The organism is Streptomyces sp. NPDC052701, from assembly GCF_040678355.1.
Classification (GTDB): Bacteria; Actinomycetota; Actinomycetes; order Streptomycetales; family Streptomycetaceae; genus Streptomyces.
In genome coordinates this window covers 557,501-573,159 of record NZ_JBFATO010000001.1, presented here as the reverse complement: position 1 = coordinate 573,159, position 15,659 = coordinate 557,501, and the positions used below count along the sequence as shown (strand labels likewise).

Genomic DNA, 15,659 nt, shown 5'->3' with positions numbered 1-15,659 from the left:
AGGGGGGCAAACCGGACCGCTACCGATCCTGCGTGCCGCCGGCCGTCCCGTGCGGGAGACCGGCCGGGCACGGCCCGGCGGATTCCTCCGGGCGGCCCAACGGCGGTGTGGCCGAGGGGTCGGCGAGCAGGGCCGGGACCAGCGTGTGCAGCGCCGTGACGGCCCGGTCGACGGCTTCCCGCACGGGCTCGCTGAGCCCGGGGACGACGTCCTCGTCGCCGGTCGGCCCTACCCGGGGTTCGCAGGCCAGCAGCAGGACGCGGGGCAGCGGCCCGTCGCCCAGGTGCGCGGCCAGGGCCAGCACTCGGGCCGGGTCCATGCCGTGGGCCTCGGGCGGGGGCGCGGCGGCGGTGGCTCCGGGGAGATCCGGTTCGATCAGGGACAGGGTTCCGGGCCGGTGTCCGCGCGGAGCCGCGTCGATCAGCACCGCGGTGCGGTAGCCGTCCAGCAGCTCGTAGGCGAGGTCCAGGCCGCGGATGCCGAAGTCCTTGACCCGTACGCCGGGCGGCAGCGGGCGCCGGCCGAGGGCGCGGATCACCTCGGGGCCGAAGGCGTCGTCCGCGAGGAAGATGTTGCCGACGCCCGCCACCAGCAGGCGGGCGGGGGACGGGCTCACCGGCTGCCTCCGGTGACGAGTTCGCCGACCGGGGCCAGCGGCCGGGCGGAGCCGCCCGGCGCCTTGCGGACGAAGGCGGAGCGCAACGCGTGGTACGGGGCGTCGGGGTCGAGGAAGATGCCGCGCATACGGGCCAGTTCCTCCTGCCGGTACTCCGCGAGCGGCCGTACCGCCTCGTCGCGCCGGCGGGCCGCCGCCTTGGCCGCGATCCGCCGTCCGAGGTCCGGGGCGGCGGCGAGCGCCGTCGCCAGCCGGTCCACCTCGGCGGTGAACTCCCGCGCGGGAACCGGTACCAGACGGTCCACGAGTCCGATGCCGGCGGCCGTCGCGGCGCTCACCGGCAGTGCCCTGGTCGTCAGCCGCTCGGCCGCTTCGGGCCCCACCCGGCGCGGCAGCGTGTACGTCCACAGCTCCGATCCGTACAGGCCCATCCGCCGGTAGTGCGGGTTGAGGACGGCGCCGGTGCGGCACCACACCTCGTCGGCGGCGAGGGCGAACATGACACCGCCCGCTGCCGCGTTCCCGCCGAGCGCGGCGACCACCAGCCGGTCGGTGGTGCGCAGCACCGCCTCGACCAGGTCGTTCATGGCGTTGAGGTTGGCCCAGGACTCCGCGGCCGGGTCGGCACCGGCCTCGATGACGTTGAGGTGGATGCCGTTGGAGAAGAAGTCGCGGGCACCGCCGAGCACCAGCACCGAGGTGGGGCGGGCGAGCGCGTACCGGTAGGCGGCGAGCAGCCTGCGGCACTGGTCGGTGCTCATGGCCCCGCCGGGGAACGAGAAGGACAGGAACCCGGCCTCGCCGCGCTGCCGGTAGCGGATGTCGGTCCAGGTGCTCCGCCCGGGAGCGGGCTCCAGCGGGGCGGCCACCTCCGGAAGCCACGGCGGCCGGTCACCGGTGTGCGGGGGAAGGCCGTCCTCGGCCGGCCGGACGCCGGGGACGCCGCCGTCCCGCAGCCGGGACGGGACCGGAAGCGTGGCGAGCACGGAGGCCGCCGGGCGCCGGAAGGGCGCCGGATCACCGGAGGCCTTGCGCGGCCGGAGCTCGGGGATCCAGACCGCGCCGTCCCGGGTGGCCCGGCACACCGCTCCCGCGCGCGTGGCGAGCAGTTCTCCGGGGCGTCCGCGCAACTCGTCCTCGCCGTGCCCGCCGTGCAGGAAGACCTCCCTGCCGAGGAGTTCGTCGAGCACCCCGGGCTGTGAGTCGGCGCCGCGCAGCTTGCGCAGCACCGTCTCGGTGCTGTCGCCCTCCCAGTCGATCCGCCGCTGTTCCTGGCGGACGGGGCCGCGCCGGACCACGCGGACCGACGGGTCGCTCTGCGGCCGCGGTTCGAACGAGCTGTCGCCGTAGCGCCGCACGGCCAGCAGGACCGCGGCGACGGCGGCGTCGGATACCTCGTTGCGGTACAGGTCGCTCTTGCCGACCGGCGGCACGTCGAACGGCACCGCCGCCCAGACGGGGCCCGCGTCCATCTCCGCCTCGGCCTGCAGGACCGTCACCCCCCACCGCGGCGCGTCCTCGGCGACGGCCCAGTCCAGGGAGGACGGGCCGCGGTCCCCCGGCGGCCCCGGGTGCACGATGAGGCAGGTGTGCTCGCGCCAGACGTCCTCGGGCAGTGCCGTCCTGAGCATCGGCGCGATGATCAGGTCCGGGCGTACCTCGCGTACGGCGGCGCGGATCGCGGCCGCGCCGTGGGAGGCGAGCACGGCGTCCACCCGGTGCCCCAGGTCGGACAGTTCGGCGTACACGCGCTGGGAGAGGCTGTTGAACGCGCTCGCGACGAGCAGAAGGTCCATGACGCGGCAGTGTCGCCAGCCCGGCCGGTGCCCGGAAGGACCTTCGCGGTGTTTCTCCGCCTTCACCCGTGTTGTTGCTCCATCCGGGCCCCGGCGCGAGTCAGCCGATGCGGTCGGTCCAGCCGGTCTCGAGGCAGGTCGTGCGGACGAGAGGGGTGGCGCCGAGTTCGCCGGCGCTCCGCAGAACGCGGCCGGCCCCCGGGGCGGTGAAGCGGCAGGGGTCGTCCATGTAGGTACTGGAGGCGGCAGCGGGCGCGGACCCGTGCTTCTCCTCCGGGTTCTCCACCTCGCGGCGGAAGTCGATCGCAGTACCCGGACGGCCCAGGCTGTCCGCGACGTTCGCGGGCATGGCCGCCCCCGGTGTCCGCGCGGCGGTCCGGAACAGCGCGGAGCGCAGCCGAGGGCTCGCGGGGGGGGCGGGGGACTCCCGCACGTCGTGCGGTCGCGGTGTGGCCGCGGGCCGGGGCATCGTCCGCGGGTCCCGCGAAGCGGCGGGCGGCCCGCCGGTGCGCGGCGGCTGCTCGACGGTGCCCGGAAACACGTCCGCGTTCTGTGGCTTGTCCCCTGCCGGGGGTAGACGACGATCACATCCGCACGTCGCTCACCGAAGGAGACGAGTCGTGGACAAGGGCAAACAGATCACGGGTGCGGCCCGCGAGGAACTCGCGCGGAAGATGAAGGAGCAGTACGGGAACGGCCTGTCCATACGGGCCATCGCCGAGGCGCACGGACGGTCGTACGGGTTCGTCCACCGCGTGCTCACCGAGGCGGACGTCCCCCTGCGCAGCCGAGGCGGGGACCGTCCACGCCGGCGGCTCGAGGAGGCCGGCCGTCCACGAGGGTGACGGCGGTCCTCGGACTCCGCGGTCGCGGGGGCCGCTGCGGCCCGCGCCGCCGGGACGACCGCGATGACGGCCCTGCGGCCCGCGTGGCGCGGGGCCGGGCGCCCTGGCGGCAACGCCCCCGCCACCGCACCGGACGGGGTGACGCCGGCAACGGCCCCCTGCTCACGCGCCCGGGCCGGGGCCCTCGCGCGGGGCCGGTTCAGGCATCGCCCATGACCAGGCCCTCGATGGTGTGCTTCTGCGTCACCGGCTCCAGCACATCGACGACCGGGCAGTCCAGGTGGCGCCGGACGCGCTCGGGCAGCGCCTCCCAGTAGGCGCGGGTCACCGCGGTGTCGTGCCGCTCGCCGTTGGTCGCCTCCGGACCGTCGACGCCCAGGACCAGAACGGGGCGGGACTTCGAGGAGTTGTTCCTGGTCCCGCGGTGGATGGTCAGCGCGGTCCGAGCCGATATGTCGCCGCGCCGCGGGTACTTGCGCACGGCCCGCTCCTCGTAGCGCGGATAGTGGCTCCTGGGCGGGAACATGCCGTGCTCGAACTCCGGGCCGTCGTCCCACTGGGTGCCCGGCGCGATCTCGAAGGGACCCATGTCCTCCTCCGTGTCGACGGCCGTCACGTTGAAGGCCAGGGAGGTCAGCCGCCGCTCGGCGCGGGTCTCCTCCGGCATGGGGAAGTCGCGGTGCCAGGGCTGGTCGACGGCTCCCTCGAGCGGCACGTCGAAGCCGAGCTCGACGATGCGGTAGGCGGGGCCGAGCACGGCCGTGCAGACCGAGCGCACCCAGGGGTGCTCGACGAGATCGACGAAGCCGCGCAGCTGCTCGGGGTGGATCTCCACGTAGTAACGGTGCGGGCCGCGTCCGACCGCGCCGCCGGGTCGTGCCAGGGCCTCCTGGAAGGCCACCTCGATGTCCTCGCGGAGCCGGTCGGCCCATTCGGGGGTGAAGGCGCCCTTGCGGGCGGTGATGCCGTCCGCGTACAGGGCCTCGACGTCGGCCGTCACGTCGAGGTCGAGGTCGGCCGGGGCGATGCCGGGGTAAGCGTGCGGGCTCATGCGTGCCTCCTTGCAGCGGGACCGTCCGAGCCATATTGCATCGTTGAATTCAACGTTGCAATACCCGGTGGGGACATCCTGATCCGTCCGGGGCGCGGCATGCCACGATGTGCGGGTGAGCAGCAGCCTGAAAGACGTAGCCGCCCGCGCCGGGGTCTCGGCGCGCACCGTGTCGAACGTGGTCAACGGTTCCGCCCGGGTCTCGGCGCAGACCCGGCAGCGCGTCCAGGAGGCCATCGACGAGCTGGGGTACCGGCCCAACCTCGCGGCTCGCAGCCTGCGGGCCGGCCGCACCGGGATCATCGGGCTCGCCATCCCGGAGCTGCACTCCCCCTACTTCGGCGAACTCGCCGGACTCCTGGTGGAGGAGGCACAGCGCCGCTCGTGGACGGTGATCATCGACCAGACCCGGGGAGACGCCGAGGCGGAGCGGCGGCTGCTGGCCGGCGGCGGGGGCCGGGTGATGGACGGGCTCATCATCAGTCCGTGGGCGCTGGAGGCACAGGAGCTGGCGGCCACCGCGCCCTCCCTGCCCCTCGTGCTGCTCGGCGAGCGCGACCCCCAGGGTCTGGCGGACCGCGTGGCGGTGGACAACGTGGCCGCCGCCGACGAGGCGGCCACCCATCTGCTCGCCCGGGGGCGCCGCCGCATCGCGGCCATCGGGCTGCAACCGCACCTGCGCAACGGTACGGCCGAGCAGCGCGCCGAGGGCTACCGCCGGGCGCTGCGGCGCGCCGGCATCACGCCCCGGCCGGAGTGGGAGCGAGCGGTCGGCTCCCTGCACCGTGAGGAAGGCGCCCGCGCCATGGCGGAGCTGCTCGACGGGGACGCCGCCCCGGACGCGGTGTTCGCCTTCACCGACGAACTGGCCCTGGGAGCCATGTACATGGCGCACACCCGAGGAGTGCGCGTACCGGAGGAGCTGGCGATCGCCGGGTTCGACGACATCGAGGACGGACGGTTCAGTCACCCGACGCTGACCACCGTCTCCCCCGACAAGCGCCAGATCGCCCAGCGCGCCCTGCAGTGCCTGGCGGATCGCATCTACAGCCCGGACAACGAGGTGCCCGCCTCCGACCTGACGATCCCCCACCGCCTGGTCGTACGGGGGAGCACCGCTCCGGGCGGCGAAGCGCGCTGAGCCCGTACGGACCTCGCGCGCTCCGGGCGCCGGCGCGCGGTCCGCATCCGTGGCCCGGCCCCCGCGCCGGCGCCGGTCAGGGACCGGGGAGCAACCGGCTGGGTGCCACGGCCGAACCGGGGTCGCCCACGGTCATGGCCGGTTCTTCCCCTTGACCGCACCGGCGAGTTCGACACCGGGAACGGCGGATCCGTACCGGGCGGCCGGAACTTTGCACACACCGTTGACAAAGCATGGACGGCGCAAGAAGAAGTCCCTACTGTGTCCGAGGCGACGGTGCGGGCCCCGTGCGGCCCGCCCACGCGCCTCCGTATCCGGGGCGACGGCGCGTCCCGGCAGCGGTGGATCTCCCGCTTACCCGATCGAGCCCCTCACCCCCGAGGGGCCGTCAGGAGGTCACGTGTATCCACGGCTGTACCCCCGCCGACCGGGCAGACGCCTGGCCGGAACCCTTCTCGCCTCGTTGGTGACCATCGGTCTGTCGGCCTCCCCGGCCCCCGCGGACGATGCCGCCACCGCGGACCTCCCTCCGCAGGAACCCGGTGTCACCCTGCGCGTCTTCGACGTGCAGGTCCCGCTCAGCGGGATCTGCACACTGAAAGCGGGGCAGACACCCAACATCGACAAGTTGATGCCGGTGATCGACTGGTCCTCGGCCGGGGACTTCGGCCTGGAGAGCAACTTCGTCACCCATGTCGTCGGCAATCTCGACGCCCCTCGGGCCGGCAGCTACACCTTCCGTCTCACCAGCGACGACGGCTCCCGCCTCTGGATCGACGACCAAGTGGTCGTCAGCCACGACGGACTGCACGGTCCGGACCCCAAGGACGGGACGGTCGAGTTGACGGCCGGCCACCACGCGTTACGTGTCGAGCACTTCGAACGCGACGGCGGTCAGCAGCTGACACTGGCCTGGAAGCCGCCCGGTGCCTCCGGCTTCGGTGTCGTGCCGACCTCGGCTCTCAGCACGGACGCCGGTGTCGTGCGCGTGACGTCGCCGGGCCGCAAGGAGTGCGAGACCGGCGCGGACTCACCCGGGGACGGCTTGCCGCTGACCGGTGTGCATCCGAACTACACCCTCACCGACCTACGGCCGAACGGCTTCGAGCCGCAGGTCTCCGCGATGGACTGGTTGCCGGACGGCCGTCTGGCCGTGGCGACCTGGGGCGGCAGCAACAACACGGTGGGCGAGGTCTACCTGTTGGGCAACGTCACGGGGAGCACCGGCCCGGGCAAGGTGACGGTGAAGAAGGTGGCCTCGGGCCTGAAGGAGCCCATGGGCATCAAGTACGTCGACGGCAAGCTCTACGTCTCGCAGAAACACGAGCTGACCGAGCTCAACGACACCAACGGGGACGAAGTCACCGACCAGTACCGGAGAGTGGCGACCTGGCCCTTCGGCGGCAACTTCCACGAATTCGCCTTCGGTCTGCTCCACAAGGACGGGTTCTTCTACCTGAACCTGTCGGTCTCCATCAACTACGGCGGGGCGACGACGGATCCGCAGCCGGCGGAGAACCGCGGGACCACCATCAAGGTGAACAAGCAGACCGGAGAGGTCTCGTACGTCGCCGGCGGGCTCCGCACCCCGAACGGCATCGGATGGGGTCCGGAGGGCGGCATCTTCGTCACCGACAACCAGGGCGGCTGGCTGCCCTCGTCCAAACTGGTCCACATCAAACAGGGACGGTTCTTCAACCACCACACCAACCCGGACGGGCCCTTCGACTCCCATCCGGTGACCAGGCCGGTGCTGTGGCTGCCGCAGAACGAGATCGCCAACTCCCCCAGTACTCCGCTCCAGTTGACGGAGGGCCCGTTCGCCGGCCAGATGCTGTTCGGTGACGTGACCTACGGCGGCATCCAGCGCGGGTTCCTGGAGAAGGTGGGGGGCGAGTACCAAGGCGCGGTCTTCCGGCTCACCCAGGGGCTGGAGGCCGGCGTCACCCGCATCAGCGTCGGCCCCGACGGCGCGCTGTACGCCGGCGGGCTGGGCGCGGGCGGCAACTGGGGCCAGGAGGGCAAGCTCACCTACGGCCTGCAGAAGCTGACACCCAACGGAAGCAACGCCTTCGACATCCGCGCCATGCGCGCCGTACCGGGTGGCTTCGCGCTGGAGTACACCCAGCCGCTGTCGGCGGAGACGGCCACCGATCTGGCCAAGCGGTACCGGATCAAGCAGTGGCGTTATGTCCCGACCGCGGACTACGGCGGTCCGAAGGTGGACGAGGAGACGCTCACCGCCCAGTCGGCCTCCCTCTCCGGCGACCGCAGGACGGTCACCCTCACCATTCCGGGGCTCAAGACCGACCGCGTCGTCCACGTCCGTTCACCCCGCCCCTTCAGTTCGGCCGGCGGCGAGTCGTTGTGGAGCACCGAGGCCTGGTACACGCTCAACCGGCTGCCCGGCGCAGCGTCCGCAACGGGCGAGGTGAGGGGCGCCAACGACAAGTGCCTGGACGTCGACGACTCCCAGACCGCCGACGGGACGAAGATCCAGCTGTGGACCTGCAACGGCACGGACGCGCAGAAGTGGACCGTGTCCGCCGACGGGACGATGAGGGTCCTCGGCAAGTGCCTGGACGTCTCCGGGGGCGGTACGGCGGACGGCACGAAGATCCAGCTGTGGACCTGCAACGGCACGGGCTCCCAGAGCTGGCAGCCCCAGGCCGACGGCACGGTGCGCAACCCGCAGTCCGGCAAGTGCCTCGACGCCTCGGGAGGCACGTGGAACGACGGCACCCCCGTCCATCTGTGGACCTGCCACACCGGCCCCAACCAGAAGTGGGTTCTTCCCTGAGAGCGGTCCGCGCGGCTCGAGGCGCGGCGGACAGCGGTGAGGGCCGGGGCGTTCCCCGGCCCTCACCCGGCCGAAGGGCCGAGCCCGCTCCTGCGGAGCGGGCCGGCGAAGAAGGCCGCGGATCGCGCGGGAGGAGTACGCGCGATCCGCGAGGGCAGCCGCCGGTCAGGGCGAGGCCGGCGCTCCCGTCGCGGCGGACCGCGCTGATCCCGTTCCGGCCGCCGTCACCGGCGTCGGCGTGCTCGCCGGCGGCCGGTGTCCGCCTGTCGCCCGGTGTTCCGGTCAGGCCGTGGTCTTCGGCTGTGACTCGCTGCCCCGGGCGCGCAGTTGCTCGTTGATGCGCTGGGCTTCTTCGAGCTGGTCCTCGAGGATGACGATGCGGCAGGCGGCCTCGATGGGGGTGCCCTGGTCGACGAGTGCGCGGGCACGGGCGGCGATGCGCAGTTGGTAGCGGGAGTAGCGGCGGTGACCGCCTTCGGAGCGCAGGGGGGTGATCAGGCGGTGTTCGCCGAGGGCGCGGAGGAAGGCGGGGGTGGTGCCGAGCATCTCGGCGGCCCGGCCCATGGTGTAGGCGGGGTAGTCGTCGTCGTCGAGAGGGGCGACGGAACGGGTACTGCGAGGGGGCATAGACCTCTTCTTCCAGGGGACGCGTCGGGGGCCCGGATGCCGTGTCGGCACCCGGGCCCCGAGCTTTCAACACCATCTACCGGCTGACTGCGCCGGCCTCTTGTGTCCGCAGGCTCCACCCGGGAGGGCGGGGCTGCGGGGATCGCGGATGCGTGACCGGGGACCACCTTCCAATCCGGGGCCTGCGGTACCCGGGCGGGCTTCTCCTCGCCCGGGCGATCCTGATGGCGTCTGCTCCTTACCTTCGGTTACTCGGTTGTACTGCTGGATACCGCGGGTACTGCTCGCAGCCCCGTAGGGCTGCGTCCTGCTCGACGTGCGTGCGCGGCAGTTCGTCTCTGCCGCACTCTCTTCGACTTCCTGAGTACGGCACAACCGTAACCCCGCGACAGACCAATGTCTACTGTCGCCACGACAGATTTTCTCCGCTTCAGTCATCCGTACTTCTGATGGAGCTGCGTCCGGAAGAGTGGTGCCACGGGGCGGAATTCCAGTCCGAGGGGCATACCGCGAGCTTGGGGGCGCGGCCGATCCGGGGCGGGGCGGCCGATCCGGGGCGGGGCGGCGGATGAACGGCACGCAGGCCGTACGTGCCGCGGAGGCCGCCCCGCCAGGATCGGCGTCGGGCCGGCCGGCACGCCGCGCCAGACGGCGGCGGTCGAAGCGGAGACCGGGCAGGCCGATACCGGGGACGAGCGTGTCCGCCCGCGCGCCGCCGTGACGCATTCCCGTCGCGCGCGCCCCGCCGTCGCGCCGACATCGTCCGGATCTCCCGGCCGGCACCGCCCCGCTTCGCTCCCGCACCGGGCCCTCTGAATTGAACGGTTTCAACTCTCACCCTTAACTTCAGCTTGAAGCAATTGAGCACGAAAAGGGTGACGGCTGATTTTTCCTGTTGAAAACATGGACAGTCACCGCGCCCGCCACTACCTTCATCCGCCAGCTCAGTTGAATCGATACATCTCGCGACAGCCGGAGGGACAACGGCATGAACGACGAGATCGACCGCCCGCAGAGCGGCCCCGTGCGCCGCAGAACCGTCCTCACGACCGCGCTGGGAACCGTCCCGGTCGCCCTGGCGGGCGGCCTCGGCGGCGCCGCACCCGCGGCGGCCGCGCCCCCGGCCGCCGCACCCGCCCCCGCGCGCACGTCCGTGACGGGCCTGACCGTGGAGCACCGCACCGGCCCACTCGGCGTGGACGCCGCCCGCCCCCGGTTCGGCTGGCGCATGGCGTCCCCCGTCCGCGGCCGGCGCCAGAGCGCGTACCGGATCCTGGTGGCCTCCTCGGCCGAGCGGCTGGCCCGCGGCCGCGCCGACGTGTGGGACAGCGGCCGCGTCCGGTCCGCCGACTCGGTGGCGGTGCGCCACGACGGCGACCCGCTGCGCCCCTCGACGCGCTATCACTGGACGGTCCGCGTGTGGGACGAGAGGGGCCGCCCCGTCACCACGGTCCCGGCCGCGTCCTTCGAGACCGGCCTGCTCGGCACCGACGGTGTGGCCGGCTGGGACGGCGCCCGGTGGATCACCATGGCGGGCAAGGAACCGAACAGCCCCGGCGCCCCGTTGCTGCGCGGACAGACGGCGCTCGAGCACGGCCGGATCACGGCCGCCCGCCTGTACGCCTCGGCCCTCGGCGTCTTCGAGGCGTACGTCAACGGCCACCGGGTCACCGTGCCCCACGGCGACGGCACCACGCACGAGTTGCTCACCCCGGGCTGGACCAACTACGACCGCACCATCGACTACATGACCTACGACGTGACCGGTCTGGTCGCGGGAGAGCGGCAGGTGACGCTGGCGGCCGTGCTCGGCAACGGCTGGTACAACGGCCGCGTCTCCGAGGGCAGCACCTATCTGCCCCAGGGCGGCAACCGGCTCGCTCTGAAGGCCAAACTCCTGGTCCGCTACGCCGACGGTTCGACGCAGACCCTGGTGACCGCACCCGGCGCGGGCTGGCGGGCGACGGACACGGGCCCCTACCGCGCCGACGACATCTACGACGGGCAGACCTACGACGCCCGCAAGGAGATCCCGGGCTGGGCCGCGAACGGTTTCGACGCCTCCGACTGGGCCGGCGTGGAGGAGCACGACCACACCACGCGCTTCCCCGGCGCCCGGCTCGTCGCCTACCCGGGCGAGACCGCCCGCATCGTGCCCGAATGGGACCGCGCCCCACGGTCGATCACCGTGTACACCGGCGTGACCGGCGAAGCCGGCAGCCCCAACGGCAAGGGCCGGATCGTCGTCGACGCCGCCCGCACGGTCACCGATCCGGCCGCGGCGGCCACCGCCGCGACCACCCTGCGTCCCGGCGAGACCGCCGTCTTCGACCTCGGCCAGAACATGGTCGGCGTCCCCCGCTACACCCTCGAAGGCCCTGCCGGCGCCCAAGTCTCCTTCCGGTTCGGCGAGATGCTGAACGACGACGGAGCCGGGGCCGACGGCCCCGCCGGCTCCGTCTACCGCGCCAACCTGCGCACGGCCGAGGCCACCAGCACATACCTCCTCAAGGGCGGTCCCCACGGCGAGACCCACCAGGACTCTCTGACCTTCTACGGCTTCCGCCACGTGTCCGTGACCACCACCCGGGAGGTCACCGTCACCGGCCTGACCGGCCGGGTGGCCACCTCCGCCCTGCGCGACACAGGCTCCGTCACCACCGACGACGACCAGGTCAACCAGTTGATCGGCAATGTGCGCTGGGGACAGCGCGGCAACTACCTGTGGATCCCCACCGACTGCCCGCAGCGCGACGAACGCCTGGGCTGGACCGGCGACACCCAGGTCTTCGCGGGCACCGGCCTGTACAACGCCGACACGACCGCCTTCCTGTCCCGCTTCCAGGACACCCTGATCGAATCGCAGCAGATCTACGGCCTGGACGGCGCCCAGTTCACCGCCGTGGCACCGGGCAACCGGTACAACGCCGAGGCCCCGGTGAGCGGCTGGGCGGACTGCGGTGTCGTCGTCCCGTGGACGGTGTGGCAGATGAGCGGGGACACCACCGTCATCGAGCGCAGCTGGGAGGCGATGACCCGGTACCTGGAGTGGATCCGCGGCAGGACCGGCGACACGTACGCCGGCCAGGGCGCCCTGTTCGCCGACTGGCTGGCCCCGCAGAGCACCGGCACCCAGCTGATGAGCGACGTCTACTACGGCCACAGCACCCGCCTGATGGCCCAGATGGCACGCGCCACCGGACGCACCGCCGAGGCCGCCGCCTACGACGACCTCTTCACCCGCATCAAGCGCGCCTTCATCGCCAAGTACCTGGCCACCGAGGACGGGAAGCTCACCGTCCGCTCCAGCCTGGGCGGCAGGCCGATCAACGGCGCGGCACCCGAGGACAACAGCCAGACCGCCCTGCTGTGGGTGCTCAGGCTCGGCCTGTACGACACCGAGGCCCAGCGCCGCCGCCTGCTCGCGCTGCTCGCGGACAACATCGGCAACGACGCCTCCTACAAGGCCGCCCACCCCGGCAGCACGCGCGTGCAGTACGCCGAGAACACCCTCTCCGTGGGCTTCCTCGGCGTGAACGTCCTGGCTCCCGTCCTCACCGACGAGGGCCGCGTCGACCTCGCCTACCGGCTCCTCCACCAGAACGCCATGCCGTCCTGGCTGTACTCGGTGGAGAACGGCGCCACCACGATCTGGGAGCGCTGGAACTCGTACTCCGAGGAGGACGGGTTCGGCCCGGTGGAGATGAACTCGTTCAACCACTACTCCTACGGCGCGATCATGGAGTGGATGTACGAGAGCGTGGCCGGTATCGCCAGGGATCCCGAACACCCGGGCTTCCGGCACTTCCTCCTGCGGCCGCACCCGGACCCCACCGGGAGGATCACGCGGGTGAGCGGTTCCCACCGGTCGCCCTACGGCCGGATCGAGAGCGCCTGGTCGGTGCGGGACGGGAGGCTGGCCTACCGGGCCGTGGTCCCCGCGAACAGCACGGCGACCCTGCGCCTGCCCACCGCCGACCCCGGCACCGTGCGCGAGGGCCGCACGCCCCTGTCCCGGGCGGCGGGCGTGACCTACCTGGGCTTCGCGGACGGCACCGCCTCCTACCGGCTGCCGTCCGGCCGCTACGAGGTCACGTCCACGCTGTGACGCGGGGCCGGTCCGGCCGCCTCCGGACCGGCCCCCAGGTGCCCCACGTGTCCACGGTCCCGCGGTCCGGTTCTACTCGCCCGGCTTCTTCTCCAGGAGTTCGATGTTCGACCACAGGCCGTCCAGCCCGAAGCGGGCCAGGTACTGCTCGAGGATGAGGAACGGCGGATCGGCGTCCGGTTCCCGGTCCGCCCACACCGTGTCGCACTCGTGGCACAGCAGGAAGGTCCCGGGCTCCCCCGGGACGCGGGCACGGGCGACCCACCCCTGGTCGCAGCGCGGACACCAGATCACGGCGGTCCTCCTCACAGGTGCGGACATGCGGAGACGGCCCTCGTGGGGCCGGGGCGGGCGTGGCCTTCGCCGCGTCCCGGTCCGTGGCCGCCGCGGACCGGTGGGTCGGCGGGCGGCGGGCGGCGGGCGGCGGGCGGCGGGCGGCGGGCGGCGGGCGGAGACGGACGAGGTCAGGGGGCGATCACGGCTCGGGCGACGCTACCGGAAGTTCAGTCGGTGCGGGTGGGCGGGACCGGCGGGGCAGGTGAAGGTCCGCCTCAGGCCCCGGCCGAGGCATGCGCCGGCCGGGATGGAGGCGCTCGGGACGCCGACGGCGTGCCGGTCCCCGACCGGTACCCGGCTCGTCACCCCGTCCCCTTCCCCGCCGTCGGCCGTGGGCAGCGGCCCCACCGGCGTACCGCGGGAGCAGTCGGCGCGGGCCGGGCCGGCCGCATGCCGGGTGGCGTGGCCGCCGGCCTGCCGGCCCGGCGCGATGGACAGGCCGTGCCGGCAGGAGAGGTGCGCGACCACCACGTCACATACCGGCCAGGCCGAATGCCCACCCGGGAAGCCCTCAGCGGGGCGGAGGAGAAGGCGCCGGCTCCCCGGTCGCCGGCCTGGGACCGGGGGACGCTTCCGGCACCGCCGCCGGGGCCGGTGCGGCGTCGAGGGCGGTGCGGCGTCGGGACCGGGAGAGCTCACGGCGGGCCCGCGGGACCCCTTGCGCTCCTCGCGTCGCGTCGCGTGGCGACCGCGGCCGCCCACGGCTCCCGTCCGCTGTGGTGTCGGCCGGGGAAAATTCCGTTGCGGCCGGCCTCCCTCGCCCGGACCCTGACGGCATGCCCTACGACCTGCGTCCCGCCGCGCTCGCCGACGCGCCCGCCGTCACCGACCTGCTCAACGCGATCGACCTGAGGGAGATCGGCCGGCCCGAGACGGACCTGCACACCGTCGTGGCGGACCTCAAGCACCCGGAGACCGACCTGACGCAGGACTCCTGGCTGGCCTTCGACGGGGACCGGCTGGTGGCCTACGGTCTGCTGTGGGACGAGTCGGGTGGCGAGCGGATCGACGTCGACCACTACGTCCTGCCCGAGCATCAGGAGGCCGGGCTTCTCGTCCTGGAGGCGATGGAGACCAGGGCACTGGCCAAGGCCCGCGAGAACGGCGCCGAGCGGGCCGTGGTGCACCTGCACCTGAACGTGCGGCCCACCCTCGACACGGACCTCCTCCGCACGCGGGGCTGGGCCGTCGTACGGCGCTACCACGTGCTGCGCCGGCCCCTGGACCCCACGACGGACCTCGCGCCGTCCCTGCCCGAGGGCGTACGGGTGCGGCCCTGCACCACCGAGGAGGACCGGGTGCGCGTCCACGCGCTCCACCAGTCGAGCTTCGCCCGGCACTTCGACTTCCAGCCGCGCGGCTACGCACAGTGGCTGCACGACATCGGCGCCGAGGGGCTCGACTGGTCGCTGGTGTGGATCGTCGACACGGACGATTTCGGGGACAGCGGGTTCCTGCTGGCCCGCAACGACCGTGAGGCCATGGGGTGGATCCGCAGCATCGGCGTCCTGAGCGAGGCCAGGGGGCGCGGTCTGGCCGGGCTCCTGCTGCGGCACGCCTTCGCGGCCTTCGCCGCGCGGGGGCGCGGCATGGTGGGTCTGGGCGTGGACACCTCCAACGACACCGGGGCTCCTCAGCTGTACGCGCGCCACGGGATGACCGTCCACTACGCCGTCGACACCTGGGAGGCGGTGCTGCGCTGAACCGCCGGCCGGTCCAGCCGCGGTCGGAGGCCGATCGCCCCCGCCAATCGCGGGGCGGGACGTCTTCGGACCGGTGTCGGCGTCGGCCGACGGTCCGCGCCGCACTCCGGCGGCGCCGACGACGGGCAGGGGAAACCAGCGCGTGGTCACGCGTCGCCGTCGTCACCGCGCCGGACGTCGGGCACCGCGACACGGTGATGCCGACCGCCGGCTCGGCGTCCGAGTCCCCGCGCCGGTGCACGGGCAACGGGATCGGCGTCCCCCGGTACGCCCTTCATCCGCCGGGGACCGTGCGACTGCGCGCCCGTGCGCAAGGCACCGGTCTCCCGTTCCGCCTCCCCCACCGGCCGGGCACCTCGACGCGCTCCGCGGCCATGGACGGACGCGCGCCCCGTGCCCCCTCAGGCGCACGAGCGCCGGCCCGCGACTTCGGAGAGCGCTCTCCCGACCCGTCACGCAAGGAGAACCGCCCGTGAGCGGCGTCGTCGGCACCCTCGCCACCGCGCGAACGCCCGCGTCCCCTCCGGACTGAGGGCCGGCCCGCGGCGCCCCGGGCAGGCGCGAGCCGACGGCGGCGCAGCCGCCCGCCGCGGAAGTCGGACCTTACGCATTGACAGGGACACGCCCTAGCGACAC

At 73.2% G+C, this 15,659-nt stretch carries 12 protein-coding genes; 5 read left to right on the top strand and 7 right to left on the bottom strand.

All coding sequences use genetic code 11. From position 1 onward, the window contains the following. Positions 1 to 19: 19 nt before the first annotated feature. The 3 genes from AB0L29_RS02310 to AB0L29_RS02300 all read right to left on the bottom strand — a co-directional run bounded on the left by AB0L29_RS02310 (position 20) and on the right by AB0L29_RS02300 (position 2,761). The gene (locus AB0L29_RS02310) at positions 20 to 616 is read right to left on the bottom strand and encodes a hydrogenase maturation protease (RefSeq protein WP_365822415.1); all 597 of its coding nucleotides are present in this window, start codon (positions 614 to 616) and stop codon (positions 20 to 22) included. Then, complete coding sequence (locus tag AB0L29_RS02305) at positions 613 to 2,412, bottom strand: enoyl-CoA hydratase-related protein (protein WP_365822414.1); 1,800 nt, start codon at positions 2,410 to 2,412, stop codon at positions 613 to 615. The genes AB0L29_RS02310 and AB0L29_RS02305 overlap by 4 nt, the downstream gene beginning before the upstream one ends. Positions 2,413 to 2,512: 100 nt before the next feature. Then, entirely contained in the window at positions 2,513 to 2,761 is a 249-nt protein-coding gene (locus AB0L29_RS02300) for a hypothetical protein (RefSeq protein WP_365822412.1), read from the bottom strand. Here AB0L29_RS02300 and AB0L29_RS02295 point away from each other — a divergent pair. Beyond that, on the top strand, positions 2,760 to 3,257 hold the full coding sequence (locus tag AB0L29_RS02295) for a helix-turn-helix domain-containing protein (RefSeq protein WP_365822410.1): 498 nt from the start codon (positions 2,760 to 2,762) through the stop codon (positions 3,255 to 3,257). The two genes, AB0L29_RS02300 and AB0L29_RS02295, sit on opposite strands and share 2 nt — an antisense overlap. Positions 3,258 to 3,456: 199 nt before the next feature. Here the strand turns inward: AB0L29_RS02295 and AB0L29_RS02290 are convergent, their stop codons facing one another. Next, on the bottom strand, positions 3,457 to 4,308 hold the full coding sequence (locus AB0L29_RS02290) for a phytanoyl-CoA dioxygenase family protein (protein WP_365822408.1): 852 nt from the start codon (positions 4,306 to 4,308) through the stop codon (positions 3,457 to 3,459). A 115-nt stretch (positions 4,309 to 4,423) separates the two neighbouring features. Here AB0L29_RS02290 and AB0L29_RS02285 point away from each other — a divergent pair, with 115 nt between their 5' ends. Beyond that, the gene (locus AB0L29_RS02285) at positions 4,424 to 5,449 is read left to right on the top strand and encodes a LacI family DNA-binding transcriptional regulator (RefSeq protein ID WP_365822407.1); all 1,026 of its coding nucleotides are present in this window, start codon (positions 4,424 to 4,426) and stop codon (positions 5,447 to 5,449) included. Positions 5,450 to 5,849: 400 nt separating this feature from the next. Continuing rightward, a complete protein-coding gene (locus AB0L29_RS02280) occupies positions 5,850 to 8,249 on the top strand; it encodes a lectin (RefSeq protein ID WP_365822405.1) in 2,400 nt (799 codons plus the stop codon). Between the two features lie 282 nt (positions 8,250 to 8,531). On the opposite strand, the gene AB0L29_RS02275 is transcribed toward AB0L29_RS02280, so the two are convergent. Next, complete coding sequence (locus AB0L29_RS02275; RefSeq protein ID WP_365822403.1) at positions 8,532 to 8,876, bottom strand: MerR family transcriptional regulator; 345 nt, start codon at positions 8,874 to 8,876, stop codon at positions 8,532 to 8,534. Positions 8,877 to 9,864: 988 nt separating this feature from the next. Between AB0L29_RS02275 and AB0L29_RS02270 the strand changes: the two genes are divergently transcribed. Further along, a complete protein-coding gene (locus AB0L29_RS02270) occupies positions 9,865 to 12,984 on the top strand; it encodes a family 78 glycoside hydrolase catalytic domain (protein WP_365822401.1) in 3,120 nt (1,039 codons plus the stop codon). Positions 12,985 to 13,056: 72 nt separating this feature from the next. Here the strand turns inward: AB0L29_RS02270 and AB0L29_RS02265 are convergent, their stop codons facing one another. Together AB0L29_RS02265 and AB0L29_RS02260 are read right to left on the bottom strand one after the other, a co-directional pair. Continuing rightward, positions 13,057 to 13,278: a hypothetical protein gene (locus AB0L29_RS02265; RefSeq protein ID WP_365822399.1), complete on the bottom strand. Its 222-nt coding sequence runs from the start codon at positions 13,276 to 13,278 to the stop codon at positions 13,057 to 13,059. 198 nt (positions 13,279 to 13,476) lie between these two features. After that, the gene (locus AB0L29_RS02260; RefSeq protein WP_365822397.1) at positions 13,477 to 13,791 is read right to left on the bottom strand and encodes a hypothetical protein; all 315 of its coding nucleotides are present in this window, start codon (positions 13,789 to 13,791) and stop codon (positions 13,477 to 13,479) included. 305 nt (positions 13,792 to 14,096) lie between these two features. Here AB0L29_RS02260 and AB0L29_RS02255 point away from each other — a divergent pair, with 305 nt between their 5' ends. After that, on the top strand, positions 14,097 to 15,023 hold the full coding sequence (locus tag AB0L29_RS02255; RefSeq protein WP_365822395.1) for a GNAT family N-acetyltransferase: 927 nt from the start codon (positions 14,097 to 14,099) through the stop codon (positions 15,021 to 15,023). Positions 15,024 to 15,659 lie beyond the last annotated feature (636 nt).